Source organism: Arthrobacter alpinus (assembly GCF_001445575.1).
In the GTDB taxonomy this organism is placed as follows: domain Bacteria; phylum Actinomycetota; class Actinomycetes; order Actinomycetales; family Micrococcaceae; genus Specibacter; species Specibacter alpinus_C.
Genome location: NZ_CP013200.1, coordinates 211,363 through 225,212, shown reverse-complemented (window position 1 = coordinate 225,212; position 13,850 = coordinate 211,363). Strand labels below are relative to the sequence as shown.

11 protein-coding genes are annotated in these 13,850 nt (G+C 64.7%); 4 read left to right on the top strand and 7 right to left on the bottom strand.

All coding sequences use genetic code 11. The annotated features are described in order from the left end of the window. The first annotated feature begins 114 nt into the window (after positions 1-114). The 4 genes from AS189_RS00920 to AS189_RS00905 all read left to right on the top strand — a co-directional run bounded on the left by AS189_RS00920 (position 115) and on the right by AS189_RS00905 (position 5,543). Complete coding sequence (locus tag AS189_RS00920) at positions 115-909, top strand: SDR family oxidoreductase (RefSeq protein ID WP_082633927.1); 795 nt, start codon at positions 115-117, stop codon at positions 907-909. Then, positions 906-2,255 carry an acyl-CoA dehydrogenase family protein gene (locus AS189_RS00915; protein ID WP_062285637.1) on the top strand — a complete coding sequence of 450 codons (1,350 nt, stop codon included), beginning with the start codon at positions 906-908 and terminating at the stop codon, positions 2,253-2,255. Before AS189_RS00920 ends, AS189_RS00915 begins: the two co-directional genes overlap by 4 nt. Next, positions 2,255-3,334: a phosphotransferase family protein gene (locus AS189_RS00910; RefSeq protein ID WP_062285635.1), complete on the top strand. Its 1,080-nt coding sequence runs from the start codon at positions 2,255-2,257 to the stop codon at positions 3,332-3,334. The genes AS189_RS00915 and AS189_RS00910 overlap by 1 nt, the downstream gene beginning before the upstream one ends. A gap of 322 nt (positions 3,335-3,656) precedes the next feature. Continuing rightward, positions 3,657-5,543 carry an FAD-binding monooxygenase gene (locus tag AS189_RS00905; RefSeq protein WP_062285634.1) on the top strand — a complete coding sequence of 629 codons (1,887 nt, stop codon included), beginning with the start codon at positions 3,657-3,659 and terminating at the stop codon, positions 5,541-5,543. 72 nt (positions 5,544-5,615) lie between these two features. Here the strand turns inward: AS189_RS00905 and AS189_RS00900 are convergent, their stop codons facing one another. From AS189_RS00900 to AS189_RS00870, 7 genes are all read right to left on the bottom strand, one after another. Further along, entirely contained in the window at positions 5,616-7,097 is a 1,482-nt protein-coding gene (locus AS189_RS00900) for an NAD-dependent succinate-semialdehyde dehydrogenase (protein WP_062285632.1), read from the bottom strand. 10 nt (positions 7,098-7,107) lie between these two features. After that, positions 7,108-7,941 carry an HpcH/HpaI aldolase family protein gene (locus AS189_RS00895; RefSeq protein WP_193393501.1) on the bottom strand — a complete coding sequence of 278 codons (834 nt, stop codon included), beginning with the start codon at positions 7,939-7,941 and terminating at the stop codon, positions 7,108-7,110. Further along, positions 7,926-8,711 carry a 2-oxo-hept-4-ene-1,7-dioate hydratase gene (hpaH, locus tag AS189_RS00890; protein ID WP_062285628.1) on the bottom strand — a complete coding sequence of 262 codons (786 nt, stop codon included), beginning with the start codon at positions 8,709-8,711 and terminating at the stop codon, positions 7,926-7,928. Before hpaH ends, AS189_RS00895 begins: the two co-directional genes overlap by 16 nt. A gap of 170 nt (positions 8,712-8,881) precedes the next feature. Continuing rightward, entirely contained in the window at positions 8,882-9,979 is a 1,098-nt protein-coding gene (gene hpaD, locus AS189_RS00885; protein ID WP_062285626.1) for a 3,4-dihydroxyphenylacetate 2,3-dioxygenase, read from the bottom strand. A 40-nt stretch (positions 9,980-10,019) separates the two neighbouring features. After that, positions 10,020-11,525 (bottom strand): 5-carboxymethyl-2-hydroxymuconate semialdehyde dehydrogenase, encoded by a 1,506-nt coding sequence (gene hpaE / locus AS189_RS00880; protein ID WP_062285624.1) that lies wholly within the window; start codon positions 11,523-11,525, stop codon positions 10,020-10,022. Positions 11,526-11,575: 50 nt separating this feature from the next. Further along, complete coding sequence (locus AS189_RS00875; protein ID WP_062292688.1) at positions 11,576-12,280, bottom strand: GntR family transcriptional regulator; 705 nt, start codon at positions 12,278-12,280, stop codon at positions 11,576-11,578. A 14-nt stretch (positions 12,281-12,294) separates the two neighbouring features. Further along, positions 12,295-13,767 carry a fumarylacetoacetate hydrolase family protein gene (locus AS189_RS00870; protein WP_062285622.1) on the bottom strand — a complete coding sequence of 491 codons (1,473 nt, stop codon included), beginning with the start codon at positions 13,765-13,767 and terminating at the stop codon, positions 12,295-12,297. Positions 13,768-13,850: the final 83 nt, after the last annotated feature.

The following is a 13,850-nucleotide window of genomic DNA, read 5'->3' as shown; positions in this document are numbered from 1 at the left end:
CGGGCGCGCGGAAACGTTCGTCCGGGCCACGGTCCCTTGACCGTTGCCGAAAACGGCAGCATGCTGGCAGTGGTTACTGCCCGGTGATCGCGAGGCTCAACGATGAGGACCGCCATGCCCCACACAAGCATGCCAGCAACGCCGTATCCGGCCCAAAGGTTTACCGGCAAGAGCGCCATAGTCACCGGCGCCAGCCGGGGGATCGGGCTTGCCATAGCCCAAAGGCTCACACATGAGGGTGCGCGCGTCCTCATTACCGCCCGCCGTCAGGAACCGCTTGATGCGGCCCTGGCCGTACTAGGGGGCACGGCCCTTGCCGTTGCCGGGCACGCGGATGATCCGGACCACCGCGCGGAGGTGCTGGCCGCAGCAGAACATCATTTCGGTGGGCTGGACATCCTGGTCAACAACGCCGGCATCAACCCCGTGTACGGGCCGCTGGAGACGGCGGACCTGGACGCGGCACGCAAGATTTTTGAGGTCAATGTGCTCGGCACGCTCGCCTGGACGCAGGCGGTGCTAGCCCATCCTGGATTGCGGTTCCGTGAGCGGCGCGGAAATGTGGTGAATGTGAGTTCAGTCAGCGGCGACGTGCCCGCCCCGGGCCTGGGCCTGTATGGCGTCAGCAAGGCCGCCGTCTCGCACCTGACACGCACGCTGTCCATGGAGCTCGCGCCGGATATCCGGGTGAACGCGGTGGCGCCGGCCGTGATCAAGACCCGTTTTGCTAGCGCCCTGTATGAAGGGCGTGAGGCCGAGGTTGCCGCATCCTATCCGCTGGGGCGGCTGGGGGAGCCCGACGACGTTGCTGCAGCCGTTGCCTACCTCGCCTCCGCCGACGCGGCCTGGGTGACGGGGCAGGTACTCACGCTCGATGGCGGCCTGTGCAACGCGGGAGGGCTGGGATGAACGGCACACCCCCGGCCGGCCTTTACCCGGGCGCCGTTGAAGATCTTCGCCAGCGCACACGCACCTTCATCCGCAGCACGGTGATCCCGGCCGAGCCCCGGCCCGGGCAGGCATTGAACATGGCCGTCCGGAGAGAACTACAGGGGGCTGCGAGGGAAGCGGGAGTTTTTGCCCCGCACGTGCCCGTGGAATTTGGTGGGCAGGGGCTGGCCGTGGAGCACTGGTCGCCTGTGTTCCAAGAGGCGGGCTATTCGCCGATCGGCCCGGCTGTGTTGAATGCCATGGCGCCGGACGAGGGCAACATGCACATGCTGAACCTGATCGGCAGCGCTGCGCAAAAGCGGCAGTTTCTGGCGCCGCTGGCGGCAGGGGAGATCAGTTCGTGCTTTGCCATGACGGAGCCGCACCCGGGTGCCGGATCCGATCCCGACGCGCTGACCACCACCGCCGTCCGGGACGGCAGCGGCTGGCTGATCACCGGGCACAAGCGGTTCACGAGCGGTGCCACTTTCGCCTCCTTTGCCATCGTCATGGCGCGCACCGTGGTGGACGCGGCAGGCGGGCAGGGTGCGGAGCACGGTGAGGGTGGGCCGGGTCCAGGTGCGGCAGGCGCGCCAGCCTCGACTGCCGCCTCGGCCGGCGCAGTCTCGGTTGGCGCGGTCTGGGCGGGCGCCACGATGTTCCTGGTGCCCATGGACACTCCGGGGGTGCGGATCGGCACCCCCATCCACACCGTAGACAGGTACCTGCCCGGCGGTCACCCCAATGTCCATTTCGACGGCGTCCACGTTCCCAGATCGGCAGTCCTCGGCGAGGCGGGGCTGGGTTTCAAATACGCCCAGGTGCGGCTGGGCCCGGCACGGCTGACCCACTGCATGCGCTGGCTGGGGCTGGCCCGCCGCGCCATGGACATCATGCTGGACCGCGCCAACACCCGGGAAATCTTTGGGGCGCACCTCTCGCAGCTGGGCATCGCACAGGAGCTGATCGCCCAGTCGGTGATTGACATTGAAACCTCCGACGCCATCATCGCCAAGTGCGCGGCGCTGCTGGCCGTGGATGCGAAGGCAGGGTCGGCGCTGTCATCGGTGGCGAAGGTGCATGTTTCCGAGGCCGTGTACCGCGTGATCGACAGGGCCGTGCAGCTGTGCGGCGGCGACGGCGTCTCCGACGGGCTGCCGCTGGCCCAATACCTGAACGAGGTCCGCCCGTTCCGCATCTACGACGGCTCCACCGAAACCCACAAGTGGGCCATCGCCCGCCGCGCGGCGTCTGACCGCCGCCGCGCCGTCCACGGCGGGGAATCATTCCAGGGCGCTGCGAAAATCTATGAAGGGGAACGCTGATGGGCGCCAGCCAGGACATTGTGCGGACCACCGAAGAAGCCGCCCGGCAGGACTCGCCGCCACTGCTGATTCTGGAACGCGTGGAGGAATTCCTTGATGCCCGCGGCATCGGCTCCGGCCCGGTGCACGCCCGCCGCATTGGCGAGGGAGCGTCCAACGTGACGTTCCAGATCAAACGGAAGGGGTCCGACGTCGTGCTTCGCAGGGGGCCGCGGCCACCACTGCCGCCGTCCACGCACGACATGGTCCGGGAGGCGCACATCCAGTCGCTGCTGGCGCCGCTGGGCATCCCGGTGCCGAAGATCCTGGCCGTCTGCGCGGATGAGCACGTGCTCGGCGTGCCTTTTTACGTGATGAACCATGTGGACGGCGACGTCATCACCAACTCAATTCCGGCGCACCTGAACACGCCCGCCCAGCGCCGCGCCACGAGCGAGGTGGCCGTGGACATGTTGGTGCGGCTGCACGCTGTGGACATTGGCAGCGGCGACATCGCCGGAATCGGACGCCCCGAGGGGTACTTGAAACGGCAAGTCGCACGATTTGCGGCGCTGTGGGACATGGGCGCCACACGGGATCTGCCGCAAGTGGCGGAGCTGGCGACGTGGCTGGAATCGAACCGGCCGGACACGCAGCGCAACGCTTTGATCCACGGTGACTACCGGCTCGGGAACCTGATGTTCGCCCGGCAGGGTCCCGCGCACGTGAAGAGCGTGCTGGATTGGGAGATGGCAACGCTGGGCGACCCGCTGGCCGATCTTGGCTACTTGAGCGCCACGTATGCGCAGAACGGAACGCCCGCCACGCTGCTGGAACTCACGCCCGTGACGGGGCAGCCCGGATACTTGGACCGCGACGAGTTGGCGCAACGGTACAACGCGCACCTTGGCCTGGACCTGTCAGCGCTGCCCTGGTACCAGGCGCTCGCGCTGTGGAAGGCCGCCGTTTTCAGCGAGGCCATTTACACGCGCTGGAAGAACGGTGAGCGCGCCGATGGCGGGGATTTTGGGGCAGCGCTGAAGTCCGGCGTGCCGCGGCTGCTGGAAACCGCCGCCGCACATGCCGCCCGGCTGCCTTAGCGTTTCATGCTTCCGGCAGTCATGTCCGGCTGCCGCGAGTCGCTGCCATGTCCGGCTGCCACGGGTCACCGCATACCTCCCCGCTTCCCGCGCATGTACCTACGTATGCGAAAAGTGGGAACGTACGCGGCCACCCCTGAAGCGGCCGTCCGGTTCAAGCGAGTTGTGAAAATACTGCATCGATGGCGGAGCGCAGCATCCACTTGCGTGAGATGGCACACACAATTATGCTTAGTGTGCGCTATTGGAACTTGATGTTCAGATAGTGAATAACCTTGAGCGGTGGTGAACGAACCGCCCACAATGTAGTGAGGAGATTCTTGTGCAGTTCCACCACCACGGATATGTTTCCGGTGACCCGCGCGTCAAAGCAGCGGCAGGGACCGGCATTGACCGTCCCGAGGAGCTTCCTGACGAGGTGGATGTGCTCATTGTTGGCTCCGGCCCGGCCGGCATGCTGACGGCCGCCCAGCTCGCCCAATTCCCGGGCATCACCACACGGATCGTGGAGCGACGGGAAGGCCGTCTCGCCATCGGCCAGGCCGACGGTATTCAGGCCCGCAGTGTTGAAACCTTCCAGGCATTCGGCTTTGCCGAGCGAATTGTTGCTGAGGCTTACACCATTAGCGAGATGGCGTTCTGGCGTCCGGACACCGAAGATCCCACGCGCATCGTGCGCGGCGGCCGCGCCGTCGACGACACCACCGGCATCAGCGAATTCCCGCACCTCATCGTCAACCAGGCCCGCGTGCTTGACTACTTTGCCGAGGTCGCAGTTAACTCTCCCACGCGCTTGACTCCCGACTACGGCTGGGACTTTAAAACGCTGGAGGTTGCCGATGACGGCGAATACCCAGTCAAGGTCACGCTCGTGCGCACCGCAGGCCCGGACGAGGGCGCCGAGCGCATCGTCCACGCAAAGTATGTTGTGGGCTGCGATGGGGCACGCAGCAAGGTCCGCGCGGCGATCGGCTGCACCATGGCCGGGGACCAGGCCAGTCACGCGTGGGGTGTCATGGATGTGTTGGCCTCCACCGACTTCCCCGACATCCGGCTCAAGTGCGCCATCCAGTCCCACGACGGCGGATCCATTCTGCACATCCCCCGTGAAGGAGGGTACCTCTTCCGCATGTACGTCGACCTTGGCGTGGTGCCTGAGGGCGACAACGGTGCCGTACGCAAGACCAGCATGGAGGACATTATTGCCAGAGCCAATGCGATCCTGCACCCCTACACGCTCGATGTTCGCAACGTCGCGTGGAACAGTGTGTACGAGGTGGGCCACCGCCTCACGGACCGGTTCGACGACGTCCTGCCGGAGCAGCTCGGCACCCGGACCCCGCACGTCTTCATCACCGGGGATGCCTGCCACACACACAGTGCCAAGGCCGGCCAGGGCATGAACGTTTCCATGCAGGACGGTTTCAACATCGGCTGGAAGCTGGCCCATGTACTCGAAGGCCGCAGCCCGGAAAGCCTGTTGTCCACCTACTCGGCAGAGCGACAAGTGGTGGCGAAAAACCTCATCGACTTCGACAAGGAATGGTCTTCGATGATGGCCAAGAAGCCGGAGGAGTTTGACAGCCCCTCGGCCCTCGAGGACTTCTACGTGCGTACCGCAGAGTTCCCTGCCGGCTTCATGACCGAATACGCTCCCTCCATGCTCACGGGAGCTGCCACACACCAGGAACTGGCCAAGGGATTCCCGGTTGGCAAGCGCTTTAAGTCAGCACGCGCTTCCCGCGTCTGCGACACCAATCCGATGCATCTGGGCCACCACGCCACTGCTGATGGTCGCTGGCGCATCTACGTCTTCGCCGACCAGTCCCCCGCTGGTGCCGCATCGCCCGTCGCGGATTTTGCGCAGTGGCTTTCCGCCGCGCCGGAATCGCCTCTCGCAGCAACCCCGCAGGGGCTCGACGCTGATGCCTGGTTCGATGTGAAGGTCATCTACCAGCAGAAGCACGAGGACATCGATATCAATGCTGTGCCAGCGGTCTTCAAGCCGCTGGTTGGACCGTTTGCGCTCACCGACTATGAGTTGATCTACGGGACCGTTCCCGGCGATGACATCTTCGACGTGCGCGGACTCAGCCGTGACGGCGTGGTCGTGGTGGTCCGCCCGGACCAGTACGTGGCGAATGTTCTGCCGCTGACGGCAACCGCGGAGCTAGGGGAATTCTTCGGGCAGATCCTAAAGGGCAAGTAGCAGGGCGCAACAGAAACGCTGAAGGGCGGGGCCGGAATTAACCGGCCCCGCCCTTCAGCGTTTCTGTTGCTGTTAGTCCTGGTACGGGTCGGCGATGCCGATGTACTGGGTGGTGGTGTATTCGGCGATGCCCTCGGAGCCGCCTTCACGGCCCAACCCCGAGTGCTTGACGCCGCCGAATGGTGCCGCGGCGTTGGAGATGACGCCGGCGTTGAAGCCCACCATGCCGAATTCCAGCTGCTCGCTCACCCGCAGGAGCCGCGAAAAATCGCGGGTGTACAGGTAGGCTGCCAGACCGTATTCGGTGGAGTTGGCGATCTTGATGGCGTGGTCTTCATCGGTGAAGGTGGTCACGGGGGCCACGGGACCGAAGATTTCCTGCTGCAGGATCGCGGCGTGGTTGGGCACATTGCCCAGAACCGTGGGCTGGTAGAAGTACCCCTCACCCTCGACGACGTTGCCGCCGGCCAAGACCGTGGCACCCTCGGCAACCGCTGCAGTGACCAGTGCGTGGATGCCTGCACGCGCCTTTTCCTCGATCATGGGTCCGACGTCGGTTCCTGCCTCTGTGCCGCGGCCCACCGAGAGCGCGCCAATGCGGGCGGCGAGCCTTGCCGTGAATTCCGCAGCCACGGAGGTGTGGACCAAGAAGCGGTTCGCGGCCGTGCAGGCCTCGCCCATGTTCCGCATTTTGGCGGCCATGGCACCCTCGACGGCCTTGTCCAGGTCCGCGTCCTCGAACACGATGAACGGAGCGTTGCCGCCCAGTTCCATGGAGGTACGCAGCACGTTTTCGGTCGCGTCGGCCATGAGGGACTTGCCCACGGCCGTGGAACCGGTGAAGGAAATCTTGCGCAGGCGCGAATCCTTCAACAACGGCCCTGAGATGGCTGCGGCGCTGGAGCCGGAGACCACGTTCAGCACGCCGTCGGGCAGGCCCGCCTCCTGCATGACCTGAGCAAACAGCTGGGCCGTCAGCGGAGTCAGTTTCGCGGGCTTGAGCACCATGGTGCAGCCTGCAGCGACGGCCGGTCCCACCTTGCGCGTGGCCATGGCCAATGGGAAGTTCCACGGCGTGATCAACAAGCAGGGTCCCACGGGTTTGTGCTGGACCAGGATCTTGTTTTTGCCCTCCGGACTGGTGAGATAGCGGCCGTAATCACGTACGGCTTCTTCCGAATACCAGCGCAGGAACTCGGCGCCATAGGCCACCTCGCCGCGTGCCTCGGCCAGCGGCTTGCCCATTTCCAGCGTCATGAGCAAGGCAAAATCCTCGGCGCGCTCGGTGATGAGCTCAAACGCCTTGCGCAGGATCTCCCCGCGCACCCGCGGGGCAGTCCGTGCCCAGCTGGACTGCGCTGCGGACGCGGCATCGAGGGCCGCGAGGGCGTCCTCGCTGCCGCCGTCGGCGATGGAGGCCAGCACCTTCCCAGTGGCGGGATCGTGGACATCCAGTGTTCGGCCGCTGGCGGCGTCGCGCCACTGGCCGTTGATGAGCAGCCCGGTGGGGACGGATGCCAGTAGTTCTGCTTCGCGGTCAACTGTGATGGTCATGCGTGTGCTCCTAATAGCTTGAAGTGGGGGCGCCGGCGGCGGCGTCTGTGGAGGGGACGTCTGTGGCGGGGATGTATGTGGCGGCGAGGGCTTCGCTGCCCCGAGCCAGCAGGGCGACGTCCGCGCCGACCAAGATGAAATCCACGCCTGCGTCTAGGTAGCGGCGCGCGGTGGCCTCAGCAAAGGCATTGACGCCTACGGGCTTGCCAGCCGCCTTGGCGACCTTGATGCAATGCTCGACGGCGGCCACCACGTCCGGATGGTCCTGCTGTCCCAGCACGCCCATGGAGGCGGCGAGGTCCGAAGGTCCGATAAAGATGGCGTCGATCCCGTCCACCGCCAGGATTTCTTCTACGTTGTCCACGGCTTGGGCTGATTCAATCTGGACAATCACGGTGATGGTTTCGCTTGCGCGCGCCAGATAGTCCGGGATGCGGTTCCAGCGTGCAGAGCGGGCCAGGGCCGAGCCCACGCCACGGACGCCAAGCGGCGGGTAGTGGGCGGCGGACACAGCGGCAGCAGCGTCGTCGGCCGTGTTGACCATGGGGATCAGCAGAGACTGCACGCCAAGGTCCAGATACTGCTTGATGAGCACGGTGTCATTGGCCGGCGGGCGCACCACAGCCGTGACGGGGTATCCGTTGACGGCTTGGAGTTGCGCGAGGATTCCTTCGAGGCCATTGGGGCTGTGTTCGGCGTCGATCAGTAGCCAGTCCAGGCCAGCCCCCGCGCAAATCTCCGCCACAAGAGGACTTCCGGAACACACCCACATGCCGGACAGCGGCCGTCGGGCCTCGGCGAGGGTGTCCTTGAACGAAGGTTCCGGTGTTAGGCGAAGTGGCATGTGATGGTGCCCAGCTTTCCGTAGTCGGCAAAAACCGTGTCCCCTTCATTGACCCACATGGGGCGGGTGAAGGAGCCGGCGAGGATGAGCTCCCCGGCCTTGAGCGTATCCCCGTGCGGAGCGATCTTGTTGGCCAACCAGGACACGCCTTGGGCCGGATGGTTCAACACACCTGCGGCGACGCCGGTTTCCTCGATCGTTTGGTTCTTGTACAGCAGTGCCGAGACCCAGCGCAGGTCCAGCGCGTCCGGCTTCACGGGGGTTCCACCCACCACCATGGCGCCCATGGCGGCGTTGTCGCTGATGGTGTCCACGATGGTCCGGCCCTCCATCTCGATCCTTGAATCGAGGATCTCCAGTGCCGGAACCACGTACTCGGTAGCGCGGAGAACGTCGAAGATGGTGGCGTCCGGGCCGCTGATGTCCTCCTTGAGCAGGAACGCCAGCTCCACCTCGATGCGCGGATGCGAGTATTGCTTCCACTGAACCGTTGAGCCGTTTTCCAGGATCATGTCCTTGAAGATGATGCCGAAGTCTGGTTCCGTGATGCCCGTGGCGTACTGCATGGCCTTGGACGTCAGCCCAATTTTGTGCCCACCCAGTACGCGGCCGGATGCTTCACAGCGCTGTCGCCACAAACTCTGGACCCGGTATGAGTCCTCAACCGTCATCTCCGGATAGCGGGCAGTAAGCCGCGGCATCGGCACCCGGGTGCGTCCAGCCTCAACTAGTTCATCGGCGATGCGGGCAATCGTTGCGTCATCAAGCATGGTGTGTCTCCTTATTGTCGAAGGCCGATTATCGAATGCCGAGAGTCGCGGCAACCACCGAGAGCCGGGTGAGACATTTGCCCGCGGGAGCGGCTTCGGGCGTCCGCGAAGCGGGCGGCGGGCAAATGTCTCACACGGCGAAGGCGGTCGTCTCCGGCTCTCGGTATTTGCTAGAGCTGGTTGCCCATCTTGAAGCCAATCTCCTCGGCCGGTTCGCCGTTGATTGCATCGCCCGGGGCGCGGGTGTAGGAGAAACCGTCGGCGCCGACGGTGACGGCCATTTCTGAGGCGTGGGTGCGCTCGATGACAGGCTGGGGGTTGCCGTCTAGGTCAAGGACCAAGGAGGCCTCGGTGTACCAGGACGGGACCACGGGGTTGCCCCACCAGTCACGGCGCTGGTTGTCGTGAACGTCCCAGGTAATGGTGGGGTTGTCAGGATCGCCAGTGTAGTAGTCCTGCGTGTAGATCTCGATGCGGTGATCGTCCGGATCCAGAATGTACAGGTAGAACGCGTTGGAAACACCATGGCGGCCGGGGCCGCGCTCGATCCGGTCGGAGATGCGCAGGGCGCCCATCTTGTCGCAGATCTGGATGATGTTGTGCTTCTCGTGCGTGGCGAAGGCAATGTGGTGCATGCGGGGGCCATCGCCGCCGGTCAGGGCGGTGTCATGCACGGTCTGCTTGCGGTGCATCCACGCGGCATAGGTCACGCCGTCGGAGTCCTTGATGTCTTCGGAGACGCGGAAGCCCAGATCTTCGAGGTATTTACGGCCCTTGGGAACGTCAGGGGTGACCTGGTTGAAGTGGTCCAGACGGACCAACTCACCGGCGGTGTAGAGGTCATAGCGCTGGGTGAGGCGTTCAACGTGGGTGGTCTCGTAGAAGAATTCGTAGGGGAAGCCCAGCGGGTCCTCCACGCGGACGGCGTCGCCGATGCCCGTGACGAAGCCATCCTTGCGGCGCTCGGTGCGGCAGCCCAGCTCCTTGTAGTAGGCCTCGGCGGCGTCCACCTCGGCCGGGGACTTGACGCGGAAAGCTGCCACAGCAATGGCGGCCACGGGGCCCTGGCGCAGGACCAGGTTGTGGTGGATGAACTCCTCGAGGGAGCGCAAGTAGATGGTGTTCTCGTCCTCGCAGGTGACGTGCAGGCCCAACACGCCTACGTAGAATTCGCGGGACTTGGCCAGGTCGGTGACAACCATTTCCATGTAAGCGCAGCGAACAATGTCCGGAGCCGGGATGGTGGGGGTGGGGATGAAGTCAGTCATGGGGATACTCCTCTTTGAGCAGGGGTGTCGAGTGGGGTGGTCAGTTGGTGGCGGAGGCGCCGAATTTGGGGGTGTGGACGGTGCCGAGCGTGATGTGCACTGCCTGCTGGTCCGTGTAGAAATCGATCGAGCGGAAGCCGCCCTCATGGCCCAGACCTGACGACTTCACGCCGCCGAACGGGGTACGCAGATCGCGCACGTTGTGGCTATTGAGCCACACCATGCCGGCCTCGACGCTCTGGGAGAAGTTGTGGGCGCGGGTGAGATTTTGCGTCCATATGTAGGCAGCCAGACCGTACTTGACGCCGTTCGCAAGGGCCAGCGCCTCGTCGTCGTTCTCGAAGGGGGTGATGGCAACTACGGGGCCGAAGATTTCCTCCTGGAAGATCCGGGCCGAGGGCAGGACGTCCGCGAAGACGGTGGGGGAGACGTAGTTGCCGGTCTCCAGGCCTTCGGGGCGGCCGCCGCCGGCGAGCAGACGGCCCTCGGTCTTGCCAATCTCCACATAGGACATGACCTTGTTGTAGTGTTCCGGGTGAACCAGCGCACCCACCTCGGTCTGGGGATCGTGGGGATCGCCCACCACAATGTTCTTGGCCCGCGCGGCGAACTTTTCACAGAACTCGTCGTAGATGCTCCGCTCCACCAGGATGCGGGAGCCGGCCGTGCAACGCTCGCCGTTGAGGGAGAAGACGCCGAACAGGGCGGAGTCGATCGCGGCGTCGAGGTCGGCGTCGGCGAAGACCACACAGGGGCTCTTGCCACCGAGCTCCATGGACAGGCCCTTGAGGCTTGTGGCGGCGTTGCGGAAGATGGTCTGTCCCGTGGTGGTTTCGCCCGTGAAGGAGATCAGCGGGACGCCGGGGTGCTTGACCAGGGCGTCGCCGGCGGCTTCGCCGAGGCCGTTGACGAGGTTGAAAACGCCGTGGGGGAGGCCGGCCTCTTCAAAGATCGTGGCCCAGAGGGAAGCGGAGAGCGGGGTGAACTCGGCCGGCTTCAGGACCACTGTGCAGCCGGAGGCCAGCGCGGGGGCAAGCTTCCAGGATTCCAGCATGAACGGCGTGTTCCAGGGGGTGATGAGCCCTGCGACGCCGATCGGCTTGCGGTTGACGTAGTTGATCTGGGCGCCGGGGACCTTCATGGCGTCGTCGAACTGGGCCACGATCAAGTCCGCGAAGAAGCGGAAGTTTTCCGCCGCACGCAGGGCTTGGCCGCGGGCCTGGGTGATGGGCAGGCCGGAATCGAACGTTTCCAGTTCGGCGAGCCGGGCTTCTTGGGACTCGACGGCGTCGGCAATCTTGTTCAGGATCCGGGCACGCTCACGCGGCTTCATGCGCGGCCACGGGCCGTTGGTGAAGGCCTCGGTGGCGGCGGCCACGGCCAGATCGACGTCAGCCTTTTGCCCGGCGGCGGCTGTGGCGTAGTTATTGTTGGACACCGGGTCCAGCACGTCGAACGTTTCGCCGCCTACGGAATCAACAAATTTGCCGTCGATGTAGTGCTGGATGTGGGTGGGCAGGTTCTCCGGAAGGTAGTGCTCAGTCATTGAGAAAAGTCCTTTTCTTCGGGTTGCACGGATAGATAGTGGGGAGGCGACTAGTAAAAATGGGCCGGCAGAGAGGTGGGCTTTTGCCCGGATCCGCTGGCGGCCAGGTAGGCGTCCAGCGTGGCGGCGCGATGGGCGCGGGCCGTGCGTTCGATGGCCTCGGCCCCCGCATCGCTTTCCAGCAGTTGCAGGATCGACTCATGTTCGGCAACGGAGTCCCGGGCCCGGCCGGGGACGTAGCTGAAGGTGGAGGAGCGCAGGGCCTGCAGCCGATTCCAGCCCCGGTGGACCAGATCCAAGATGTGGGGATTAGGACAGTTTTCAAACAGGACACTGTGGAATTCCAGGTTCAACGCAGTGAAGCGGACGGGGTCAAAATGTTCCAGGCTTTCACGCATCTGCTCGTTGACGTCGCGGGCCCGGGCAATGTCGGACGCAGTGATCAACGGGGCCGACAGTGCGGTGGCTGCACCTTCCACGATGCTCAGGGTCTGCATGGTGTACAGGTATTCGGTGGGGTCGATCCCGGCCACCGTCGCTCCGACGTTCCTCTCAAAGGTGACGAAGCTTTCGGCTTCCAGTCTGCGAATGGCCTCCCGTACGGGCACCACACTGAAACCGAGATCATCGGCCAGTTTGGCCAGCACCAGCCGGTAGCCGGGGGTGTACTCACCGCCGATGATTCTGCCCTTGATGGCCGCGTAGGCGCGTTCCGATTTGCTGCCGGCCGGCTCCACTTCTTCTTGTGCGCCCATGCTCACCGTGGTGGTCACGGCTGCGCGGCCGGGTTTGGATGGGTGAGGGCCCACTGCGCGAACTTCTCTTTCCAGGCTGCGTTCATCGGGTACAGGCCTTCAACGCCGTTGCCCTCGGTGACCATCTGGGCGATGAAGGTTTCTTCATGCTCCTGAACAATGGCGGCGTCGGCCACTTCTTCCGCCAACGACGGCGGGATGACCAGCAGGCCGTCCGAGTCGCCGACAATGATGTCGCCGGGCTGGACGGTGGCGCCGCCGCAGGAAATAGTCAGGTCGGTGTCCCACGGGATGTGCCTGCGTCCCAAAACGGCAGGGTGCGCGCCGGTAAAGAAGGTGGGCATGTCCAGTGCCGCCACGGCGGCAAGGTCGCGCACGCCGCCGTCGGTCACGATGGCCGCGGCCCCGTTGATTTGGGCGCGCAAGGCCAGAATGTCACCGACGGTGCCGGTGCCAGGCTCGCCGCGGGCCTCCATGACCAGCACATCGCCTTCGTTGAGGGTGTTGATGATGCGCTTCTGGGCGTTGTAGCCGCCGCCGTGCGTCTTGAACAGGTCCTCACGGTTGGGCACGTAGCGCAGGGTGCGGGCAATTCCGGCGATCCGCAGCTCCGGACGGGTGGATTTGAGGCCGTCGATGCTGACATTGTTCAAGCCTCGCTGGCGCAATTGGGCGCTGAGGGTGGCCGTGCCGACGCTGGTCAGCTTGCGCTTGAGTTCGGCGCTGAGACCCTTAGGCGCTAGGCCGGCAGCCTCGGCGGAGCCCCAGGCGTCTTCGCGATCGGCATCGGTGACCTTGGGTCCGTTGCCGAAGTCGGCCAGTTCTGCGGTTCCTTGGGTGACTGTTGTGCGCAGCCGCCCCGTGCTCAGTCCTGCTGCGGGGGCATCGACCTCAACTTCGATGACATCGCCTGGGACGGCAACGGATGAACCTGCAGGGGTGCCGGTGAGGATCACATCGCCCGGTTCCAGTGTCATCAGCTGGGACAGGTCCGCCACGATTTGGCTGAACGTGAAGATCAGCCCGGCACTGGTGTCGTCCTGGACGAGTTCGCCGTTGAGCCAGGTGCGCACGCGCAGACCGGCCGGGTCGACGTCGGACGCCGGGATCAGTGCCGGGCCGAACGGGGTGAAACCGTCGCCGGACTTGGAGCGGACGTTGGAGCCCTTGTCGGCGTACTTAAGGTCGTAAGTGCCGAGGTCGTTGCTGGCGGTGACATGCCCAACGTGGGACCAGGCGTCCTCAAGGCTGACGCGGCGGGCGGGTGAGCCGATGACCAAGGCAATTTCGCCCTCATAGGCGAGCAGTTCGCAGCCGGCCGGACGTTCGATTTCCGAGCCACTAAGGCTTAGTGACGATGACGCCTTCAAAAAGTAGGACGGCTTGGCCGGGGTGAGTCCGCGCTGGTCGGCCCGCGACTGGTACGCCAGATGGACGGCGATGACCTTGCCAACGTGCTTGACGGTGGTTGCGGTGACTTGTTCCACGGAACGCTCCTGGGGTGGTGGACTGCGGCACGCTACTTGGCGGCCAGTTTATGAAATACGAAATCGTATACGATCAACTGTTC